This window comes from Alysiella filiformis (assembly GCF_014054525.1).
Taxonomy (GTDB): domain Bacteria; phylum Pseudomonadota; class Gammaproteobacteria; order Burkholderiales; family Neisseriaceae; genus Simonsiella; species Simonsiella filiformis.
The window spans coordinates 1,259,853-1,277,989 of record NZ_CP059564.1; the positions used below are offsets into that span (position 1 = coordinate 1,259,853).

The window sequence follows — 18,137 nt, forward strand, 5'->3', positions numbered from 1 at the left end:
ATCAGGAAAATGGTGCAACAAGTTGCACCCTACATGGTGTTTCATTTTGTATTGATAAAAATAAAAATTTCTGCAAGTTTAAACAGGGCAGATATGAAATCTGCCCCTACGAATTGAGTTTTGCAAAAGTTTCAGCCTGAAAGCCATTTTTGGGTTTTCAGGCTGCCTTTCGTTACCCTATAAAATATTGGGATATGGCGTAGGTCGGCTCTCCGAGCCGACTCAGTTTTTTTAGCAATAAGTATCTGAAATTTTGTGAATGTCGGCTCGGAGAGCTGACCTACGAGTGCTGAAAGGAAATTTCAATGAAAAACAATAAGTAATAGAATGCGTGGGTGCAAGCACCCACACTACGCTTGTACGTTTGCTTTAAATGATAAAAAGTATTTTTCAATTACTTGTTTAGGAAGTATCCTATTCCTTGTATTTTTATATGATTATTTTCTATTGAAATTGATTGAATAGGATTAATAATAAAAATATTACTATCCTGCCAGTTATATGTATTATTGTGGAATATTGGTGTAAATATTAGTAAATTTTGATATTTGTATAATAAGTCGCAAAACTCATTTGGATTATTTCTTAATAGAGAAGATGAGTTTGGAAAATTTAGATTATATAGATACTCTATTTCTAGTCCATTTAAATCATCATAACTGTCAAACGTACAGTCTAAAATGAAATCATCAATATTTTTTTGACAAATACTGAGAAAAAGGTCTATATTTTCACTCCATAAGAAAGAATACACTTCTTTTTGTTGAGTATTGATGCCATATTTTTTTTCTTGATAGTAAATATGACTCATATCTAAATTTTGATTATTGATTGTAAACATGGTCTTATCTCTTACTTGGTGGAATAATAGCAAGCGTAGGTCGGCTCTCCGAGCCGACATTCACAAGATTTCAAGCATTTATCGTTAATCATGATTTTCTTTGGCAATGTGGCGAAAAATATTTTCAGGCAGCCTGAAAAGCCATTTTTTTGACTTTCAGGCTGCCTGAAACTTTATTGACAGCTAAATATCAATTATTTCTCAACTTGCGACACATCACGCACCGCGCCTGTATCCGCCGAAGTCGTCATCGCGGCATAGGCGCGTAAAGCGGCTGAAACGTGGCGTTCACGGTTTTCAGGTTTCCATGCGCGGCTGCCGCGACTTTCCATTTCAGCGCGTCTTGCCGCCAATTCTTCATCGGAAACATCAAGATGAATGCTGCGGTTGGGAATGTCAATTTTGACCGTGTCGCCTTCGCGTACCAAGCCGATTGCGCCACCTTCTGCCGCTTCGGGCGAAGCGTGTCCGATGGACAAACCCGATGTGCCGCCCGAGAAACGTCCGTCTGTGAGCAAGGCGCATTGTTTTCCCAAACCTTTTGATTTTAAATAAGAAGTGGGGTAGAGCATTTCTTGCATACCCGGTCCACCTTTCGGACCTTCGTAGCGGATAATCACGATGTCGCCTGCCACAATTTGGTTGTCCAAAATCGCGGCAACGGCTGAATCTTGGCTTTCAAACACACGCGCACGACCTGTGAATCGCCAAATGCTTTCGTCCACGCCTGCTGTTTTGACCACGCAACCGCGTTCGGCAATGTTGCCAAACAGCACCGCCAAACCGCCATCTTGCGAATAAGCGTGTTCCACGCTGCGGATACAGCCATTTTGTCTATCCAAATCAAGGGTTTTCCATTCGCGTGATTGGGAAAAGGCTTCCACCGTGCGAATGCCAGCAGGGGCGGCTTTAAAGCGTTGAATGGCAACGGCATTTTCAGGGTTGGACACGTCCCATTTTGCCAAAGCATTTTTCAGGCTGCCTGAATGCACGTTGTACACATCGGTGTGCAATTTACCTGCTTTTGCCAATTCGTTCAAAATCGCCATCACGCCACCTGCGCGGTGTACGTCTTCCATATAATAATCTTTGGAATTGGGCGCGACCTTGCACAAACAAGGCACTTGACGGCTGATGCGGTCAATGTCCGCCATTTTGAAATCCACTTCCGCCTCACGTGCGGCGGCGAGCAAATGCAAAACGGTGTTGGTTGAACCGCCCATTGCCACGTCCAAACTCATTGCATTTTCAAAGGCTTGCTTGGTGGCAATGCTGCGTGGCAACACGGTTTCATCGTTTTGTTCGTAATAACGTTTGGTGATGTCCACAATCAGGCGCGCGGCTTCCAAAAACAATTCTTTGCGACCCGAATGCGTTGCCAACAGCGAACCATTGCCCGCCAACGACAAACCCAAAGCCTCGGTCAAGCAATTCATGGAGTTCGCGGTAAACATACCCGAACACGAACCGCAAGTGGGGCAAGCGTTTTGTTCAATTTCTTTGACCGCATCGTTGGAAACTTGGTCGTTGGCGGCTTCCACCATCGCGTCCACCAAATCCAGTTTGCGGTTGTCGGCAATGTGAATTGCGCCAATCACTTTACCTGCTTCCATCGGGCCGCCCGACACGAATACGGTGGGAATGTTCAAACGCAAAGCCGCCATCAGCATACCAGGGGTGATTTTGTCGCAGTTGGAAATGCAAACCAGCGCGTCTGCACAATGGGCATTGACCATGTATTCCACGCTGTCGGCAATCAAATCGCGGCTGGGCAAGCTGTACAACATGCCACCATGACCCATGGCAATGCCGTCATCAACGGCAATGGTGTTGAATTCTTTGGCGATTGCGCCGTGTTTTTCAATTTCACGCGCCACCAGTTGCCCCATATTGTGCAAGTGGACGTGCCCCGGTACGAATTGGGTAAACGAGTTGGCAATGGCGATAATGGGTTTGCCAAAATCGGATTCTGCCACGCCTGTGGCACGCCAAAGGGCGCGCGCACCAGCCATGTTTCTGCCGTGTGTGGAGGTTTTGGAGCGGTAATCGGGCATTTTGTGTTCCTTTGATTTTTATGGGAAAGGGGTTTCAGGCTGCCTGAAACAAAATAACACATGATTTTATACCAAAAATCACTTTTCAGGCTGCCTGAAATGTTTTTTGAAACGCAAACCGTTCCGCATTCATGTATTTGGCTTACTTTTTTAAAAAATAAGTCGCCAAAGTCAAAAAAACATTTTTTGTAGGACAAAGAAAGAAAGGCTGAAACTTTTGCAAAACTCAGTTCATAGGGGCAAATTTCACATCTGTCCTGTTTAGACTTGCAGAAATTTTTATTTTTATCAATAACGTGAACTCGGGATAAATCACTGTCAATTTGCCAACAAACCTGCCCTCTCTCCCTATGGGAAAGCGTTGGAGAGAGGGCTTGTTGAGCAGCATACCCTCTCCCCAGCCCTCTCCCACAGAGAGAGGGAGCAAAGTGACTTAAATTTATCAATCACTTTATATCCCGAAATCGCGTTATCAATAAATTGAAAAATGGGCGGATATGAAATCCGCCCCTATGTCAGTTTAAAAGTAAGTTTTGCAAAGGTTTCAGGCTGCCTGAAAATGCGTTTTGTCAATACCGCGATTGGGGCTGCTTAAAAAATAGGCATGGGCAATTTATCATTTAATTTCATTTCACTAATCGGCTTATCCACACCCTTCATACCCATTTTTTGTACATAACTTTTGTTTTTGGCTGGCAGATTGTGTCGTTTTTGACAAAAAGAAAAATGCTTTTTTCGCTTGCCAAATGGATAAAGTCGGTGTTATAGTGAAAACACCATCGCTGCAAAGCATGGTTTTTCAATAATTATTCAAGGAGTTACATCATGAAACGTGAATTTGAAGCCCAAAAAGAAGCCTTGTTGAAAGAAATCCGCACCGTATTGCGCGATGTGGAAGATTTGTATCGCGAAGGCGCAGAACGTGGCGAAGAAGAAACCCAAGCCTTGAAAGCCAAATTGGAACGCAAACTGAATTTGGCACAAGAACGTTTCCAATCCTTGGAAGAACGCGCTGTGGAACAAGTGAAACACCACGCCAAACGCGCCGATGATTATGTGAATGAAAAACCTTATTATGCCATGGGTTTTGCCGCTTTGGCGGGCTTGGTGGTGGGCGTGCTGTTGAATCGCCGCTAATCCTTAATTGAATCAAAGGCAGTCTCGCCCCCAATCCCAGTTATGGGGAATTGGGGGCGAAAACGTTTCAGGCAGCCTGAAAGGGGTTTTCATGAATTTAAAACAAGAAATCAATCATTTCAAAACGCTCATTTCACAAGGCAGCGATTTGCTTTTGCTGCGATTGCGCTTATTGCGCTTGGATTTGAACGAGCAACTGGCAAGCGTCATCACCATTTTGGCGGCGGTGTTGGTGGCGGTGGTTTTGTTGCTGGTGGGCTTGATTGCGCTGATGTTTGGTTTAAACACCGTTTTGGCGCACGAGGTCAAAATTTGGGTCTTTTTTGGCACGACCGTGGCGTGTTTGCTGCTGGCTTTGGCTTTATTGTGTTGGATTCCGCACCTGTGGCGCAACAGCAGCAGTCTGATGAACGACACCCTGCAAGCCTTACAAGACGATTTACGCATACTCAACGGCAGCGCACCGCAACAGGAGACCATTGAACATGAAAAAAAATGAATTAACGCAACAAGAAGAACGCGCCCTGTTGGAATTACAATGCCAGTTGGCACGTTTGAAAGTGGAAACATCGCGCCAACGCAAACGGCAAACGCGTCCCAGCCAAAAAAGCAGCCAATTAATGAACATGGCGCAACTTGCCAGCGACATGACCCACAACAATCCTGCTTGGAAAATGGCGATGACGTATGGTCGTGGCAAAACCAAATTGTGGTTGGGGGCGGCTTTGTTGTTGTGGCAGATGTTTGCCAATAAGCAAAAATGATTGCGCTACGCTGAACTGCGTTTCAGGCAGCCTAAAACTTTTGCAAAACTCGGTTTGTAGGGGCAGATTTCATATCTGCCCTGTTTAGAATTGCAGAAATTTTTATTTTTGGGACACCATGTAGGGTGCAACTTGTTGCACCAAGTTCATGTTTTATCAGGAAAATGGTGCAACAAGTTGCACCCTACACTTGTCCTATTTTTACATAAATTGAAAAGAGGCGGATATGAAATCCGCTTCTACATCAGTTTAAAAGTAGGTTTTGCAAAAGTTTCAGCCTGAAAAGTCCAAGCGGACAACAATTCAGGCTGCCTGAAACATTTTCAAATCAAAAAATTACTTCTGAAACCCATCTTTCAGCGTAACCGTGCGATTGAACACAGGCATTTGCCCCTGTTTGTGGTCGTGGCGGTCGGTAACAAAATAGCCCACGCGCTCAAATTGCCAACGGCTTTCGGGCGGCAAATCGTTCACCACACTTTCGGCAAATGCGGTAATTTCTTGTTTTGATTGCGGATTGATGAAATCGGTAAACGGCAAATATTCGCCATCATCGCCACGCACCGCGTCTGGGCGTTCCACCGTAAACAGGCGGTCATACAGGCGCACCTTGATTGGCGCGGCGTGTTCGGCAGACACCCAATGAATCACGCCTTTCACTTTGCGCCCTTCGGGGTTTTTGCCCAAAGTGTCGTGGTCAATACTGCATTTCAATTCAATGATTTGACCGTTTTCATCTTTCACCACTTCATCGCATTTGATGACGTAACCGTGGCGCAAACGCACTTCGCCACCCAAAGTCAAACGTTTCCAGCCTTTTGGTGGTTCTTCGGCAAAATCGTCTTGCTCAATGTAAATGGTTGAACTGATTGGCACTTCACGTTCGCCAAAACTGTCGTTATTGGGGTGGAAAGCGGCTGTGCGACTTTGCGTTTTGCCTTGTTCAAAATTGGTTAAAGTGATTTTCAGTGGGTTCAACACCACCATCAAACGCGGCGCAGCATGCTCCAAATCTTCGCGGATTGCGCCTTCCAGCACGTCCATGTCCACGATGTTTTCGGATTTGGAAATGCCCACGCGCTTGGCAAACAGGCGCAAGCCTTCGGGCGTGTAGCCGCGTCTTCGCATACCCGAAATGGTGGGCATGCGTGGGTCGTCCCAGCCTGAAACGTGGTTTTCGCTAACCAGTTGGTTTAATTTGCGTTTTGATGTGATGGAGTACAGCAATTCCAAACGCGAAAATTCGTATTGGCGCGGTTGGCTGGGGCTGGGAATGTTGTCCAACACCCAATCGTAAAGCGGACGGTGCGCTTCAAATTCCAAAGTACACAAAGAATGGGTAATGTTTTCAATGGCATCGGAAATGGCGTGGGTGTAGTCGTACATGGGGTAAATGCACCATTTGTCGCCTGTGTTGTGGTGGTGGGCGCGGCGTATGCGGTAAATCACGGGGTCGCGCATATTGATGTTGCCCGATGCCATGTCAATTTTCAGGCGCAGGGTTTTGCTGCCGTCTGGGAACGCGCCATCACGCATTTTCATGAATAAATCAAGGTTTTCTTCTGCGGTGCGGTCGCGGTAGGGGCTGTTTTTGCCTGCTTCGGTGAGCGTGCCGCGATATTCGCGCATTTCTTCTGGCGTTAAATCGCAAACGTAGGCTTTGCCTTCTTTGATTAAGCCGACTGCGTAATCAAATAATTGGTCAAAATAATCAGAGGCATAGCGCGGTTCGCCTTGCCATTGAAAGCCGAGCCATTGTACGTCTTCTTTAATGGAATCAACGTATTCTTGGTTTTCTTTTTCGGGATTGGTGTCGTCAAAACGCAAATTGCATTTGCCGTCAAACACATACGCCAAGCCAAAATTCAGGCAAATGGATTTGGCGTGTCCGATGTGCAAATAGCCGTTGGGTTCGGGGGGGAAGCGGGTTTGAATGGCGGTGTGTTTGCCGCTTTGCAGGTCGTCTTCAATGATGGTGCGGATAAAGTGGTTGTCGGCGAATTGGTCTTTGTTTAACATAATTGTCTTTCATTCAATCAAAATTTTCAGGCTGCCTGAAATAAAATAAAAACAGCCGAATTTTACCCGAAAATCGGTTTTGCGTGTTTCAGGCTGCCTGAAAAGTCATTTTTAAAGGAAAAACCATGCCCTTATCCAAACTTGAACCGCAAATTGTGTGGGATTATTTTGCCAAATTGTGTGCCATTCCACGCCCCACTTATCAGGAAGAGGCGGTGCAGCAGTTTGTTTTGGACGAAGCTAAGCGTTTGAATTTGCAAGCCGAACGCGATAAGACTGGCAATATTGTTGTTCGCAAACCCGCCACGCAAGGCAAAGAACAGGCACAAGGCGTGATTTTGCAAGCGCATTTGGACATGGTCGCGCAAAAAAACCACGACAGCCAGCACAATTTTGCCACCGACCCCATTTTGCCCTATGTTGATGGCGATTGGGTCAAGGCGCGTGGCACCACTTTGGGCGCGGACAATGGCATAGGCGCGGCAGCAGCCTTGGCGGTTTTGGCGAGCGACAACATTGCACATGGCAATTTGGAATGCCTGTTTACCGCCAGCGAAGAAAGCGGCATGGACGGTGCGTTGGGCTTGCAGGCAGGCTGGCTCAAAGGCGACATTTTGCTCAATTTGGATTCGGAAACCTTGGGCGAAATTTGCATTGGCTGCGCGGGCGGTGTGGACGCGACTTTCAGCCTGCCCACCACCACGCAAACGGCAACAGGCACGGCGTTTCGCCTGACGGTACGCGGTTTGAAAGGCGGTCATTCGGGCATAGACATCATCAAACAGCGCGGCAATGCCATCAAAATTTTGGTGCAGATTTTGCGCGATTTGGGCGATGAGATTGCATTGGCAGATGTACAGGGCGGCACTTTACGCAACGCCATTCCGCGTGAAGCCGAAGCGGTGTTTTTCAGCCAGCGTGAATGGGCATTTTTGCACAATCAAATTCACGTTTTGTTTGAAAAAATCAAGGCAACCCTGTCCAGCGAAGACCAGAATTGCCAAATTGAATTGCACGCGCATTCTGCCACCAACATGTGTTTCACAAAAGAAAGCCAAGAGCGCGTACTGCGCGTTTTAAACGCCTGCCCCAACGGTGTGGACGCGATGAATTTGGACGTTGCCAATTTGGTGGAAACGTCCAGCAATTTGGCGAAGGTGGAATGCGTTTCAGGCAGCCTGAACGTGTATTGTTTGTTGCGCTCGCAAAACGATTTTGCGCGTAACCATTTGGCGCAACGCATGAGCGATTTGTTTGAATTGGCAGGCGGCACGGCACAATTAAGTGGCGCGTATGCGGGTTGGCGACCTGTGGTGGGCGCGGCAATCACGCAAATTTTGGCGCGTGAAGGCGAAAAATTGCTGGGCAAGCAGCCTGAAATTGGCGTGATTCACGCTGGTTTGGAATGCGGCATTTTGGCGACCCACTATCCGCATTGGCAAATGGCATCGTTTGGTCCCACGATTGAAATGCCGCATTCGCCCGATGAACGTGTGCAAATTCAATCGGTTGGCGTGTTTTGGACTTGGTTGAAAAATGTGTTGGCGGCGGTGGATTAAGCCCTTATCTTTCAAAAATCAAACTGGCACGCACCCCATTTTCCCGATTGTGCAGCCTGAACGTGCCACCGTGCAAACGCATGATTTGCGCCACCAAAACTCAATCCCAAACCGCTACTGCGCCGACCGTTGGCGCGTGGCAGCGAATAAAAACGTTGCGGAATTTTTGCCAGCGCGTAATCGGGAATGGGGCTGCCTTGATTGTCCATGTGCAAACACAGGGTTTGTGCGGTGTGGGCAAAATGAAGGTGAATCAGGCTGCCTGAATCGGCAAAATCCACCGCGTTATACAATAAATTGTCTATGGCTTGACGCAACAAAATGGGGTTGCCCTGCACATATGGTGTGTGGGGCATTTCATCTATTTGAATGTGCAACTGTTTGGCAGAACAGGCATTTTGGGCATCTTGGGCTGCCTGAAAAGCCAAATCATACAGCGACACACTTTGCGTGGCAGTGAGCGCATCGCAATTTTCCAAACGCGCCAATTCCAATAATTGCGTAATCAACTGCTGCTGTTTTTGCACATTGCGCGACAATCGCTGTATCAATTCGTGCTGTTCGTGGCTCAAATGGCTGTCTTGGAGCAATTCCAAAGCGGCGTGTTGGGCGGTGAGTGGCGTTTTCAGTTCGTGGGTTAAGCCCAATACATAATTTTCAATCTGTTGGCGATGATTCAGTTCATCGCGCAAATGGGCAATGGCATTGACCAAACGCGCCAAATAGCTTTCGCCAAATTGCGGTTTGGGGGCAACGCGATTGGCAGCCATGGCTTCGGCATACTGGCGAATGCGGTTGATGCTTTTTGCCAGCCACCATGCCAAAGTTGCCAATATCAACAAATTCAAGCCGATGAGTATGCGAATGTGCGGGCTGTTGTGCCACCACGCCCACGCTGTGAGCAAAATACACAAACCCAACAGCAGAAAAAACAAACGCAAACTGATGTTTTTAAAATATTTCAACATGAAAAACTGTATCCCAAACCATGATGTGTGCGTATGACTTGCTCGTCAATGTTGGCGGTACGCAATTTTTGGCGCAAGGCGCGAATGTGGGTGTTGATGGTATTGGGGTCGGAAGGGTGCTGATTGCCAAACATGGCGATGAGCAATTCTTCGCGGCTGAACACGCGCCCTTGCCGATGGAGCAGCGTACGCAACAGGCGGTATTCGCCCAAGGTGAGCGGCAAGGCTTGTCCACAATGGCGTATGCAATGTGATTCGGTGTCGTCTTGCCATGGGGCGGCGATGGGGGTTTCAGGCTGCTTGTTGATGATTTGGGTGCGGCGCAACACGGCTTTGATTCGCGCCAACAATTCGCGTGGGCTAAATGGTTTGCCCAAATAATCGTCTGCGCCCAATTCCAAGCCCAAAATGCGGTCAATTTCCTCATCTTGCGCCGTGAGCATGATAACGGGCAAAGGCGATTGAGCGCGAATCATCTTCAAAAAATCAAAGCCGTTGATGTCGGGCAAACCCACGTCCAGCAACAGCAAATCGCATTTTTCTTGTGCCAAAAATGCTTGGGCTTGCGCGGCGGTAACGGCAATTTGGGTGGTGTAATGGGCGCGTTGCAATGCCATTTCAATCAATTCGGCAATTTCGCGTTCATCTTCAAGGATTAGGATATGTGGATTCATGGCAATGGTTTCATTATTTTATCTTTATGAAATCTTCATGATTGATACACGGTAATTTCATTTTGCTTTGCGATAATGGCGTTTTCAGGCAGCTTTTCGGTACGCGACTTTTGTTTTGCCACCCCCACCCTAACCCTCCCCCGCAAGCAGGGGAGGGGAAAGGTTTCAGGCAGCCTGAACGTCTTTTATTCCAACCAACAAAATGGAGTTGCAACAAAATGAGCAAAAAATTATGGCACTTTTTGGCATTGTGCGTGGTGTTTTCTTTGGTTTTGATGTTGATTAACAATTTGGCAGAGCAGCGTTTATCTTACCATTCCAGTCCGCTTTTGGGCGAGATGGATTACCGCATGATTATCCGCAGCATGAAATACGGTATGCTATTGGTGATTATGGTGTTTTCGGTTTTCTTTTTGAGTGAGATTTTGCAAGATTGGCACATCCACCCCATACAATATTTGCTGGTGGGGGCGGCATTGTCGCTGTTTTATTTGCTGCTGTTGTCGTTTGCGGAACACATTGGTTTTGTGGCGGCGTATGTGCTGGGGGCTGTGGCGTGCATTGGCTTGCTGTGGTGGTATTTGCAATATGTGCTGGCAAGCCAAAAGGGGGTGCATTTGATGGCGGGTTTGTTGATTGTGTCGTATGCCACCATGTTTGTGCTGCTGCGCTTGCAAGAATACAATTTGGTGGTGGGTTCGTGTTTGTTGTTTGCCACCTTGTTTGGTGTGATGTATTTTACGCGCCACATTAATTGGTATGAGTTGGAACAAAAATACCATGATGATGAAAAGACCACCACCAAAAAATCAATATCTTAAACAAACATAAAAGCAGGCTGAAACCTTTGCAAAACCTACTTTTAAACTGACGTAGGGGCGGATTTCATATCCGCCCTTTTTTCAATTTATTGATAACGCGATTTCGGGATAAAAGTGATTAATCAATTTAAGTCACTTTGCTCCCTCTCCCTGTGGGAGAGGGCTGGGGAGAGGGTATGCTGCTCAACAAACCCTCTCTCCAACTCTCTCCCATAGGGAGAGAGGGCAGGTTTGTTGGCAAATTGACAGTGACTTATCCCGAGTTCACGTTATTGATAAAAATAAAAATTTCTGTAAGTCTAAACAGGACAGATGTGAAATTTGCCACTATGAACTGAGTTTTGCAAAGGTTTCAGGCTGCCTGAACACAAATTGTGTGTTTTCAGGCAGCCTTTTTGACGCATCATCAAAACCGCTCATTGTCGCCCAAATACCGCCATTTGCCTGTGGGCAATGCGCCCAATTTCACTTTGCCTATGCGTATGCGTTTCAAGCCCACCACGCGCAAACCCACCAATTCACACATTCGGCGAATTTGGCGTTTTTTGCCTTGTTTTAAAATGAAACGCAACTGGTCTTCGTTTTGCCATGAAACTTGGGCAGGGCGCAGTTTTTCGCCGTCCAAGCTCAAACCGTGATTGAGCAATGCCAAGCCGTTTTCCGATAATTTGCCTTTTACGCGCACCAAATATTCTTTTTCGCTGCCTGAATGTTCGCCGATGAGCTGTTTGGCAATGCGTCCGTCTTGCGTCAGCACCAGCAATCCCACCGAATCAATGTCCAAACGCCCCGCAGGTGCCAGCCCTTTTAATTGTTTCACGTCAAAGGGAATGCGGCTGGTGTCGCCTTCCCAATGGTTGTCGGCGGTAATCAGCTCTACGGCGGCGCGGTAGTCTTTTTCAGGCTGCCCGCTCACAAATCCCACAGGCTTATTCAGCAAAATGGTCACGCGCTGGGCTTGTTGTTGGTGGGCGAGTTTGTCCAAATCAATGCGGTCGCTGGGCAGGACTTTTTGTCCCAACACGGCAACGTTGCCATTGACTTTAACCCAACCTTGTTCAATATATTGGTCGGCTTCGCGGCGCGAGCAAAGGTTCAATTCTGCCATGCGTTTGGACAGGCGCACGGCTTCGTGTGGCGTATTTGTCATATTCAGGCTGCCTGAAAACCAAAAAGGTGCATTATACGCTGTTATTGGCAAGCATTCACGGCTACAATGCCAAACCCCCTTTTTTTGGAGCAAATCATGAACAAACTCACATTCAGCAAAATGCACGGCTTGGGCAACGACTTTATGGTCATTGACGGCACGCGCCACAATTTTGACCCCCACACCGCCCCCATCGCAGCATGGGCAGACCGACACACAGGCATCGGCTTTGACCAACTGCTGCTGGTCGAACACACCGATAAAGCCGATGTGGATTTCCGCTACCGCATTTTCAACGCCGATGGCAGCGAAGTGCAACAATGCGGCAATGGCGCACGCTGTTTCGTCAAATTTGTGGCGGAACAAGGTTTGAGCGACAAACACGAAATCATCGTGGAAACCGCCAAAGGCATCATCAAACCACGTTTAAACGATGACGGTTTGGTAACGGTCAATATGGGGCAGCCGCGTTTTCAGCCCGAAGATTTGCCTTTCATTTTGCGCAGCAACGAACAAGCAGGGCAGCTTACCTACATCGTGGTGCAAGATTTGGACAGCGCGGAAATGTCGCTGTTGAGCATGGGCAATCCCCACGCGGTAATGTTGGTGGGTGATGTGGAAACCGCGCCCGTTGCCGATTGGGGTGCCGCTTTGCAAAAACACCCGCGTTTCCCCGAGCGCGTGAACGTGGGCTTCATGGAAGTGTTGGACAAACACAACATCAAATTGCGCGTGTATGAACGCGGTGCAGGCGAAACGCAAGCCTGTGGCACGGGAGCGTGTGCGGCGGTGGTGTCGGGTGTGCGTTTGGGTTTGTTGGCGGCGGGCGAGCCTGTGCGCGTGCAACTTCGCGGTGGCGATTTGCACATCATATGGTCGGAAGGCGAAGACGTGATGATGACAGGCGCAGCCGTCAAAGTGTTTGATGGCGAAATTGCCTATTGATGGGTTTCAGGCTGCCTGAAAAAACAAAATGCCGTTTCACAATCAGGAAACGGCATTTTCGTGATAAAAGTGATTGATATAGTCGCTTAAAATAAAAATAGGACAAGGCGACCACGCCCGCCGTGTACATCTGGTACATAAGGGCGTGGGCAACGCAGTAGTATTTTTAATTTTAAGCGACTATAAATTTAAGTTACTTTGCCCCCTCTCCCTGTGGTAGAGAGCTGGGGAGAGGGTATGCTGTTCAACAAACCCTCTCCCCAATTCAATCAATAAGATGAATCCACCAACACCTCTTCGCCATAACCGCCATTGATTGGCAAGGGGCGATTGGTGCTTACAGGCGGACGCATCACGCGAATGCCACGAATGCCCGCTTCACGCGCTGCCAGCACGTCATCGTTGCTGTCGCCATAGTGAAGTTGCGATTTGTGTTTCACAATATAATGGGTTTTGTCGTATTTATAGGGTTCAACGGGTGTGTCATTGGTGTAATTGATGGGCTGCATGTTTTTCACTTTAAACGTGCGTTCCAAAATCGTACCCAAAACGTCCAAACGGCTGGGGTCGTTGTTGGCATGACCTGTGCGTCCTGTGATGAAAATCACTTGGTCGCCACGCGCTTGGTGCATATCAATCAATTTTTTTGCCGATTCTTTGGGAATGGACATGCGGTCGCAACCATCTGCCACAAAATTCCAAAATGCCTGATTGTGCAAATAATCGTAACTATCGGGCGAAAAAGTGTTTTTGCCATAATAGAAACATTGTGAAGACACCAAAACCGTATCATCAATGTCAAATGTTACCGTCATGGGTGGCGTGTTTTTCAGGCTATCGCGGATTTGCTCTACGGTCAGCCATTTGACTTTATTGGCATTTTTCATGTCAATGGCGGTAACGCCAGCGTGGGTGTAATCCACTTTCGGGCCTTTTGCCACCGCAGGCAGCGACAATGCCAACATCAAGGCGGCAAGCGTGGTTTTGCTGAATGTTTTCATGTGTTTTCTCCAAAATGATTGTTATTCAAACGCCGCGTCAGGCACAGCGATTGGCATTGTAAGCGATTTTCAGCCAGCCTGAAACAGAAAATGCCGTTTGTGGCAGAAAAACGGCATTTTGTTGCGTGCATGATGGACGCAAAAAGGGGGAGACTAGCTGTTTAAATTGGTTTGTGCTGTGGTTTCAGGCAGCCTGAAAAAGGCAAACCCTGTTTCATCTGCCGCCAAATAGCCGCCCTGATTTTCAAACCAATCGGGCAACACATGGCGCGTGATGTTTTTGCCAAGATATTGATGAATATGGGTATTGGGGCGATGTGTGTGTCCATGAATGATGATGTCCACCGCCCGATTTTTTTGGCAGGCTGCCTGAACGCCCTGTTCGGTTACATCGGAAATGGCATAATTGTGCTGTTTTTTGGCGCGACTTTTTGCGCGAATTTGCTCGGCAATCGCCTTGCGTTTGCGAAACGGTAAGCACAATAAAATTTGGCACAACAAAGGGTTGCGTATGATTTTGCGGTAGCGCAAATAAGACACATCATCGGTACACATTTCATCGCCATGTGTGAGCAAAATGTGTTTGCCGTGCAGCGTTATCATGTGGTTTTCAGGCAACAAGGTCATGTTGGCGCGCAGGGCGTAGTTTTTGCCCAACAAAAAATCGCGGTTGCCCGCCACAAAATACACAGGCGCAAATTGACTGAATTTTTGAATGGATTGGGCAACTTGTTGCGCGGTGTGGCTATCATCGTCATCGCCCGTCCAAGCGTCAAACAAATCGCCCAAAATGTACAAAGCCGCCGATTGGGGGGCTTGTTCGCGCAAAAATTGCACAAATAAGTCGGTTAAATCGGGCGCATTGTCGGATAAATGCAAATCGGCAATAAATAGGGTGCGCATGATTTTCAGGCTGCCTGAAACATTTGCCGATAAATCTGCTCATCAAATCCCACCACCACATCATCGCCATGCAACAAAACAGGGCGTTTAATCACGCTGGGGTTGGCACACATGAGCGCGATGGCGCCGTCCAAATTGTCGGCTTGCGCTTGCTGTTGGGGCGAGAGATTGCGCCACGTTGTGCCGCGTTTGTTGAGCAGCACCGCCAAATCCACCTTTTTCAGGCAGCCTGAAACCCAATCGGGCGTGGGTGCGGCTTTTTTAAAATCGTGAAATTCGTGGGCGATGTGGTTTTCAGTCAGCCAAGTACGCGCTTTTTTCACGCTGGTGCAGTTGGCAATGCCGTATAAGTGAATCATTTTCGTAGCCTTATTCAAAAAATAAGTGCTATTGTACGAAATTCGTGGATTTTTGTCTTGTCGTGTGCGTGGATTGGGGCTATTCTTCAACTTTTTTGTGTAAAGGAATTGCGATGAAAAAAATCTGGCTCATTGGCGCAACATTGGCATTGGCAGCCTGCGGCAGCGACCCCGCATCAGAAATGAAACAAGCCATCAACAACGCCGCCCACTTCAACCAAGTGTGCGTGCCATACGAATTGGACGTGGTGCAAATCGCCCCCGAAACCACCCCCTTGCAAGGCTTATTGGGTGCAGACGAAATCAAAATTTTGCAACGCAACGCCGAAGGCAAACGCATTAACGAACAAGCCGAAAAACAAATGGCACATTTGGTACGCGCCGATTTGTATCAAGAATTAAAATCCGAAAAAAGCAAAGAAAACAAACAAGTGGTTTCTGTTTACCGCTTAACCGAGCGCGGTTCGCAAGCCATTCGCCGTACGCCTCACGGTGGCGTATTGTGTGTGGGCAAACACCAAGCCGAAAAAGTGAATTTCTTTACCGAGCCCACCCCAGTGCGCGGCTACACCGTCAGCCAAGTGTCGTATGAAGCGAAAATTGTGCCAGAAAAATGGGCAAAATCGCTGCTCAAAGACGACCCACATCACAAAGACATTTTGGATAAAAAATCCACACGCTCCGCCACATTGGTGAAAACCAATGACGGTTGGCGCGATATTCGTGAATTAAATCAATAATATTATTGAGTTTCAGGCTGCGTCAAAATTTCAGGCAGCCTGAAAAACCATTTTCAGGAACAGCCATCATGAAAACCCTAATCCGCAAAGCCCTATCGGTGCTGCATCGTTTGGACGCGATTTTACCGCCCGAAATTGCCGCCCCCGATTGGGACAACACCATCGCCTTTCGCTGGCAAAAAGTGGGCAACGCAGGCGTGTTGCACAGTTTGCCGTGTCCGCACACCTTTCCCTTATCGCGTTTGGCAGCCGTTGATGCCCAAATGGGCAAATTGGTTCGCAACACCGAACAATTTTTATCGGGGCGACCTGCCAATAATGTGTTGCTCACAGGGGCGCGTGGTACAGGAAAATCATCTTTAATCAAAGCCTTATTGCACGAATATGCCGAACGCGGTTTGCGCCTGATTGAAGTGAACAAGCAAGATTTGGCAACATTGCCCGAATTGCTCAATGTGCTGGCACAACGCCCTGAAAAATTTATTGTTTTTTGCGATGACTTATCGTTTGAAGATGGCGAAGAAGGCTACAAATCACTCAAAACCGCATTAGATGGCAGCCTGTCGCGCCGCGCCGACAATGTGCTGGTGTATGCCACTTCCAATCGCCGCCACCTCATGCCAGAATACATGCACGAAAACGTGGGCAACGGTGGCGAAATCCACCAAAAAGAAGCAGTAGAAGAAAAAATTTCCCTGTCCGACCGCTTTGGTCTGTGGTTGAGTTTTTATCCCTTTGACCAAAATGATTATTTGGCAGCCGTGCAAAGTTGGCTTGCCGATTTTGGCTTGGATTGGGACGACACCGCCCGTCATGCAGCCTTAAATTGGGCGCAAATGCGTGGCAGCCGTTCGGGGCGCACCGCCTATCAATTTGCCAGCGATTGGGCAGGGCGTTTGCCAGAAGAACGCCAAGTTTTTCAGTAAATTGATTAAAAAGGAATAAATGATGAATTTGCACATTGATTTAAACGATTTTGCTGCCAAATTGAGCCAGCAAACAGGCAAAGAAATTCGCGTAGAACAAACTGCCGAGCAACAAATTACCGCCCATTATTTGATGAGCATTAAATTGGATTTGGTGGGCAGCAGCCACGACAGCGTGCATTTTCGCTACACTTTGCCCTTTGGTGCCAATGTGTTGCTGTCGCTGTTTAAAAACATCAAAAGCAAAAAATTCACGCTCAACACTAACGACAAAATCGTGGCGGTGCATTTGAGCGCGTTTGCGGCATACCGCAATGCTTTGGCTGGCAAGCGCATTAGCCAAGCCAGTTTGCAAAATGGCACGCTGATTGTGCAAACCGAAGCAGCGTGATTTTTGCTGATGTGTGGATAAGTGTGGCTGTTTGGTTTCAGGCAGCCTGAAACCTTTGCAACACTCGGTTTGTAGGGGCAGATTTTACATCTGTCCTGTTTAGAATTGCAGAAATTTTTATTTTTACAAATACAAAATAGGACGTCATGTAGGGTGCAACAAGTTGCACCCTACATCAGTTGAAAAGTCGGTTTTGCAAAGGATTGAGCCTTTGCCTGATGTTTCAATTAACGGCGGCGACCACCAAATCCCCCACGCGCGGGCATGGCTGGACGGGTGGTGTTGCTGTATCCCTGTTGTGTTGGGCGATAATTGGGTGTGGGTTTGGCTTGATTTTGCTGTGGATTTTGCGTGGGTGCAGCAGCAGGAGCAGGCTGTCTGCTGGGTTGAGCAGCCGCAGGACGTGCAGGTGGTGGCGTGGGGTTTTTCGCACGATAATCATTGTAAACGCGCGAAACCGCCGCTGTGGGTTTGGTAACAGGCGCGTATTTGTTTTTGTTCATCGCATTGGCAGCCATATAGCCCAAAGCCGCCCCCACCGCGCCATAGAGCAACCAACTGCCCGTGTCGGGGTCAAACGTGTATTGCTGACCGTCCGAGCCTTGCACAATGTCGCCTGCTTTGGCATTTTTTTGTGCATCTTGTGGAATGGTGTTTGCCACTTCCGAAGCCGCCAATTGGTAAACTTGACCCACTGGCGATGACGCACTTTGGGCTGCCAATTCTTTTTGCAAACGCTGAATTTCGGCTTCTTGTTTGAGCAATTCAATTTTCTTTTCGTTTTCGGCGATTTTTTGGTCTGCCGAAGTGGTGGCATTTTGTTGTGGCTGACACGCGCTCAATACCAGAGCGGCAGCACCAAGCCAAATCATGTGTTTTTTCATG

The 18,137-nt window shown here is 47.8% G+C and carries 19 protein-coding genes; 9 read left to right on the plus strand and 10 right to left on the minus strand.

All coding sequences use genetic code 11. The annotated features are described in order from the left end of the window. Window positions 1-394: 394 nt before the first annotated feature. On the minus strand, window positions 395-841 hold the full coding sequence (locus H3L97_RS06260) for a hypothetical protein (RefSeq protein ID WP_143269096.1): 447 nt from the start codon (window positions 839-841) through the stop codon (window positions 395-397). A 194-nt stretch (window positions 842-1,035) separates the two neighbouring features. Continuing rightward, the gene (gene ilvD / locus H3L97_RS06265) at window positions 1,036-2,895 is read right to left on the minus strand and encodes a dihydroxy-acid dehydratase (RefSeq protein ID WP_097113608.1); all 1,860 of its coding nucleotides are present in this window, start codon (window positions 2,893-2,895) and stop codon (window positions 1,036-1,038) included. An 825-nt stretch (window positions 2,896-3,720) separates the two neighbouring features. Between ilvD and H3L97_RS06270 the strand changes: the two genes are divergently transcribed. From H3L97_RS06270 to H3L97_RS06280, 3 genes are all read left to right on the plus strand, one after another. Continuing rightward, window positions 3,721-4,032 (plus strand): ElaB/YgaM/YqjD family protein, encoded by a 312-nt coding sequence (locus H3L97_RS06270; RefSeq protein WP_097113607.1) that lies wholly within the window; start codon window positions 3,721-3,723, stop codon window positions 4,030-4,032. Between the two features lie 91 nt (window positions 4,033-4,123). Continuing rightward, window positions 4,124-4,531, plus strand: a complete 408-nt coding sequence (locus tag H3L97_RS06275; RefSeq protein WP_097113606.1) for a phage holin family protein — start codon at window positions 4,124-4,126, stop codon at window positions 4,529-4,531. Next, window positions 4,518-4,796 (plus strand): hypothetical protein, encoded by a 279-nt coding sequence (locus H3L97_RS06280; RefSeq protein ID WP_097113605.1) that lies wholly within the window; start codon window positions 4,518-4,520, stop codon window positions 4,794-4,796. Before H3L97_RS06275 ends, H3L97_RS06280 begins: the two co-directional genes overlap by 14 nt. 336 nt (window positions 4,797-5,132) lie before the next feature. On the opposite strand, the gene H3L97_RS06285 is transcribed toward H3L97_RS06280, so the two are convergent. Next, window positions 5,133-6,815: a glutamine--tRNA ligase/YqeY domain fusion protein gene (locus H3L97_RS06285; protein WP_097113604.1), complete on the minus strand. Its 1,683-nt coding sequence runs from the start codon at window positions 6,813-6,815 to the stop codon at window positions 5,133-5,135. A gap of 125 nt (window positions 6,816-6,940) precedes the next feature. On the opposite strand from H3L97_RS06285, the gene pepD reads away from it, so the two are divergent. Continuing rightward, window positions 6,941-8,374, plus strand: coding sequence for a beta-Ala-His dipeptidase (pepD, locus tag H3L97_RS06290; protein ID WP_097113603.1), 1,434 nt, complete (start codon window positions 6,941-6,943; stop codon window positions 8,372-8,374). Between the two features lie 11 nt (window positions 8,375-8,385). On the opposite strand, the gene H3L97_RS06295 is transcribed toward pepD, so the two are convergent. Beyond that, the gene (locus H3L97_RS06295) at window positions 8,386-9,342 is read right to left on the minus strand and encodes a histidine kinase dimerization/phospho-acceptor domain-containing protein (protein WP_224446376.1); all 957 of its coding nucleotides are present in this window, start codon (window positions 9,340-9,342) and stop codon (window positions 8,386-8,388) included. Then, on the minus strand, window positions 9,336-10,016 hold the full coding sequence (locus tag H3L97_RS06300; RefSeq protein ID WP_097113602.1) for a response regulator: 681 nt from the start codon (window positions 10,014-10,016) through the stop codon (window positions 9,336-9,338). The genes H3L97_RS06295 and H3L97_RS06300 overlap by 7 nt, the downstream gene beginning before the upstream one ends. Window positions 10,017-10,234: 218 nt before the next feature. On the opposite strand from H3L97_RS06300, the gene H3L97_RS06305 reads away from it, so the two are divergent. Further along, window positions 10,235-10,837 carry an inner membrane CreD family protein gene (locus tag H3L97_RS06305; RefSeq protein ID WP_097113601.1) on the plus strand — a complete coding sequence of 201 codons (603 nt, stop codon included), beginning with the start codon at window positions 10,235-10,237 and terminating at the stop codon, window positions 10,835-10,837. A 406-nt stretch (window positions 10,838-11,243) separates the two neighbouring features. Here H3L97_RS06305 and H3L97_RS06310 read toward each other — a convergent pair whose 3' ends face one another. Then, window positions 11,244-11,987: a pseudouridine synthase gene (locus H3L97_RS06310; protein WP_097113600.1), complete on the minus strand. Its 744-nt coding sequence runs from the start codon at window positions 11,985-11,987 to the stop codon at window positions 11,244-11,246. A 96-nt stretch (window positions 11,988-12,083) separates the two neighbouring features. Between H3L97_RS06310 and dapF the strand changes: the two genes are divergently transcribed. Beyond that, window positions 12,084-12,932, plus strand: coding sequence for a diaminopimelate epimerase (gene dapF / locus H3L97_RS06315; protein ID WP_097113671.1), 849 nt, complete (start codon window positions 12,084-12,086; stop codon window positions 12,930-12,932). A 269-nt stretch (window positions 12,933-13,201) separates the two neighbouring features. Here the strand turns inward: dapF and aphA are convergent, their stop codons facing one another. From aphA to H3L97_RS06330, 3 genes are all read right to left on the minus strand, one after another. Beyond that, the gene (gene aphA / locus H3L97_RS06320; RefSeq protein WP_097113599.1) at window positions 13,202-13,933 is read right to left on the minus strand and encodes an acid phosphatase AphA; all 732 of its coding nucleotides are present in this window, start codon (window positions 13,931-13,933) and stop codon (window positions 13,202-13,204) included. 153 nt (window positions 13,934-14,086) lie between these two features. Then, entirely contained in the window at window positions 14,087-14,839 is a 753-nt protein-coding gene (locus H3L97_RS06325) for a UDP-2,3-diacylglucosamine diphosphatase (protein ID WP_179655777.1), read from the minus strand. A gap of 2 nt (window positions 14,840-14,841) precedes the next feature. Beyond that, window positions 14,842-15,195, minus strand: a complete 354-nt coding sequence (locus H3L97_RS06330) for an arsenate reductase (protein ID WP_097113597.1) — start codon at window positions 15,193-15,195, stop codon at window positions 14,842-14,844. Window positions 15,196-15,308: 113 nt separating this feature from the next. Here H3L97_RS06330 and H3L97_RS06335 point away from each other — a divergent pair, with 113 nt between their 5' ends. The 3 genes from H3L97_RS06335 (at window position 15,309) to H3L97_RS06345 (ending at window position 17,252) form a co-directional block, all read left to right on the plus strand. Beyond that, window positions 15,309-15,935, plus strand: a complete 627-nt coding sequence (locus H3L97_RS06335) for a hypothetical protein (RefSeq protein ID WP_097113596.1) — start codon at window positions 15,309-15,311, stop codon at window positions 15,933-15,935. A gap of 68 nt (window positions 15,936-16,003) precedes the next feature. After that, the gene (locus tag H3L97_RS06340) at window positions 16,004-16,861 is read left to right on the plus strand and encodes an ATP-binding protein (RefSeq protein WP_097113595.1); all 858 of its coding nucleotides are present in this window, start codon (window positions 16,004-16,006) and stop codon (window positions 16,859-16,861) included. Window positions 16,862-16,880: 19 nt separating this feature from the next. Beyond that, entirely contained in the window at window positions 16,881-17,252 is a 372-nt protein-coding gene (locus H3L97_RS06345) for a hypothetical protein (protein ID WP_097113594.1), read from the plus strand. A 227-nt stretch (window positions 17,253-17,479) separates the two neighbouring features. Here H3L97_RS06345 and H3L97_RS06350 read toward each other — a convergent pair whose 3' ends face one another. Then, a complete protein-coding gene (locus H3L97_RS06350) occupies window positions 17,480-18,136 on the minus strand; it encodes a hypothetical protein (RefSeq protein ID WP_097113593.1) in 657 nt (218 codons plus the stop codon). Window position 18,137 lies beyond the last annotated feature (1 nt).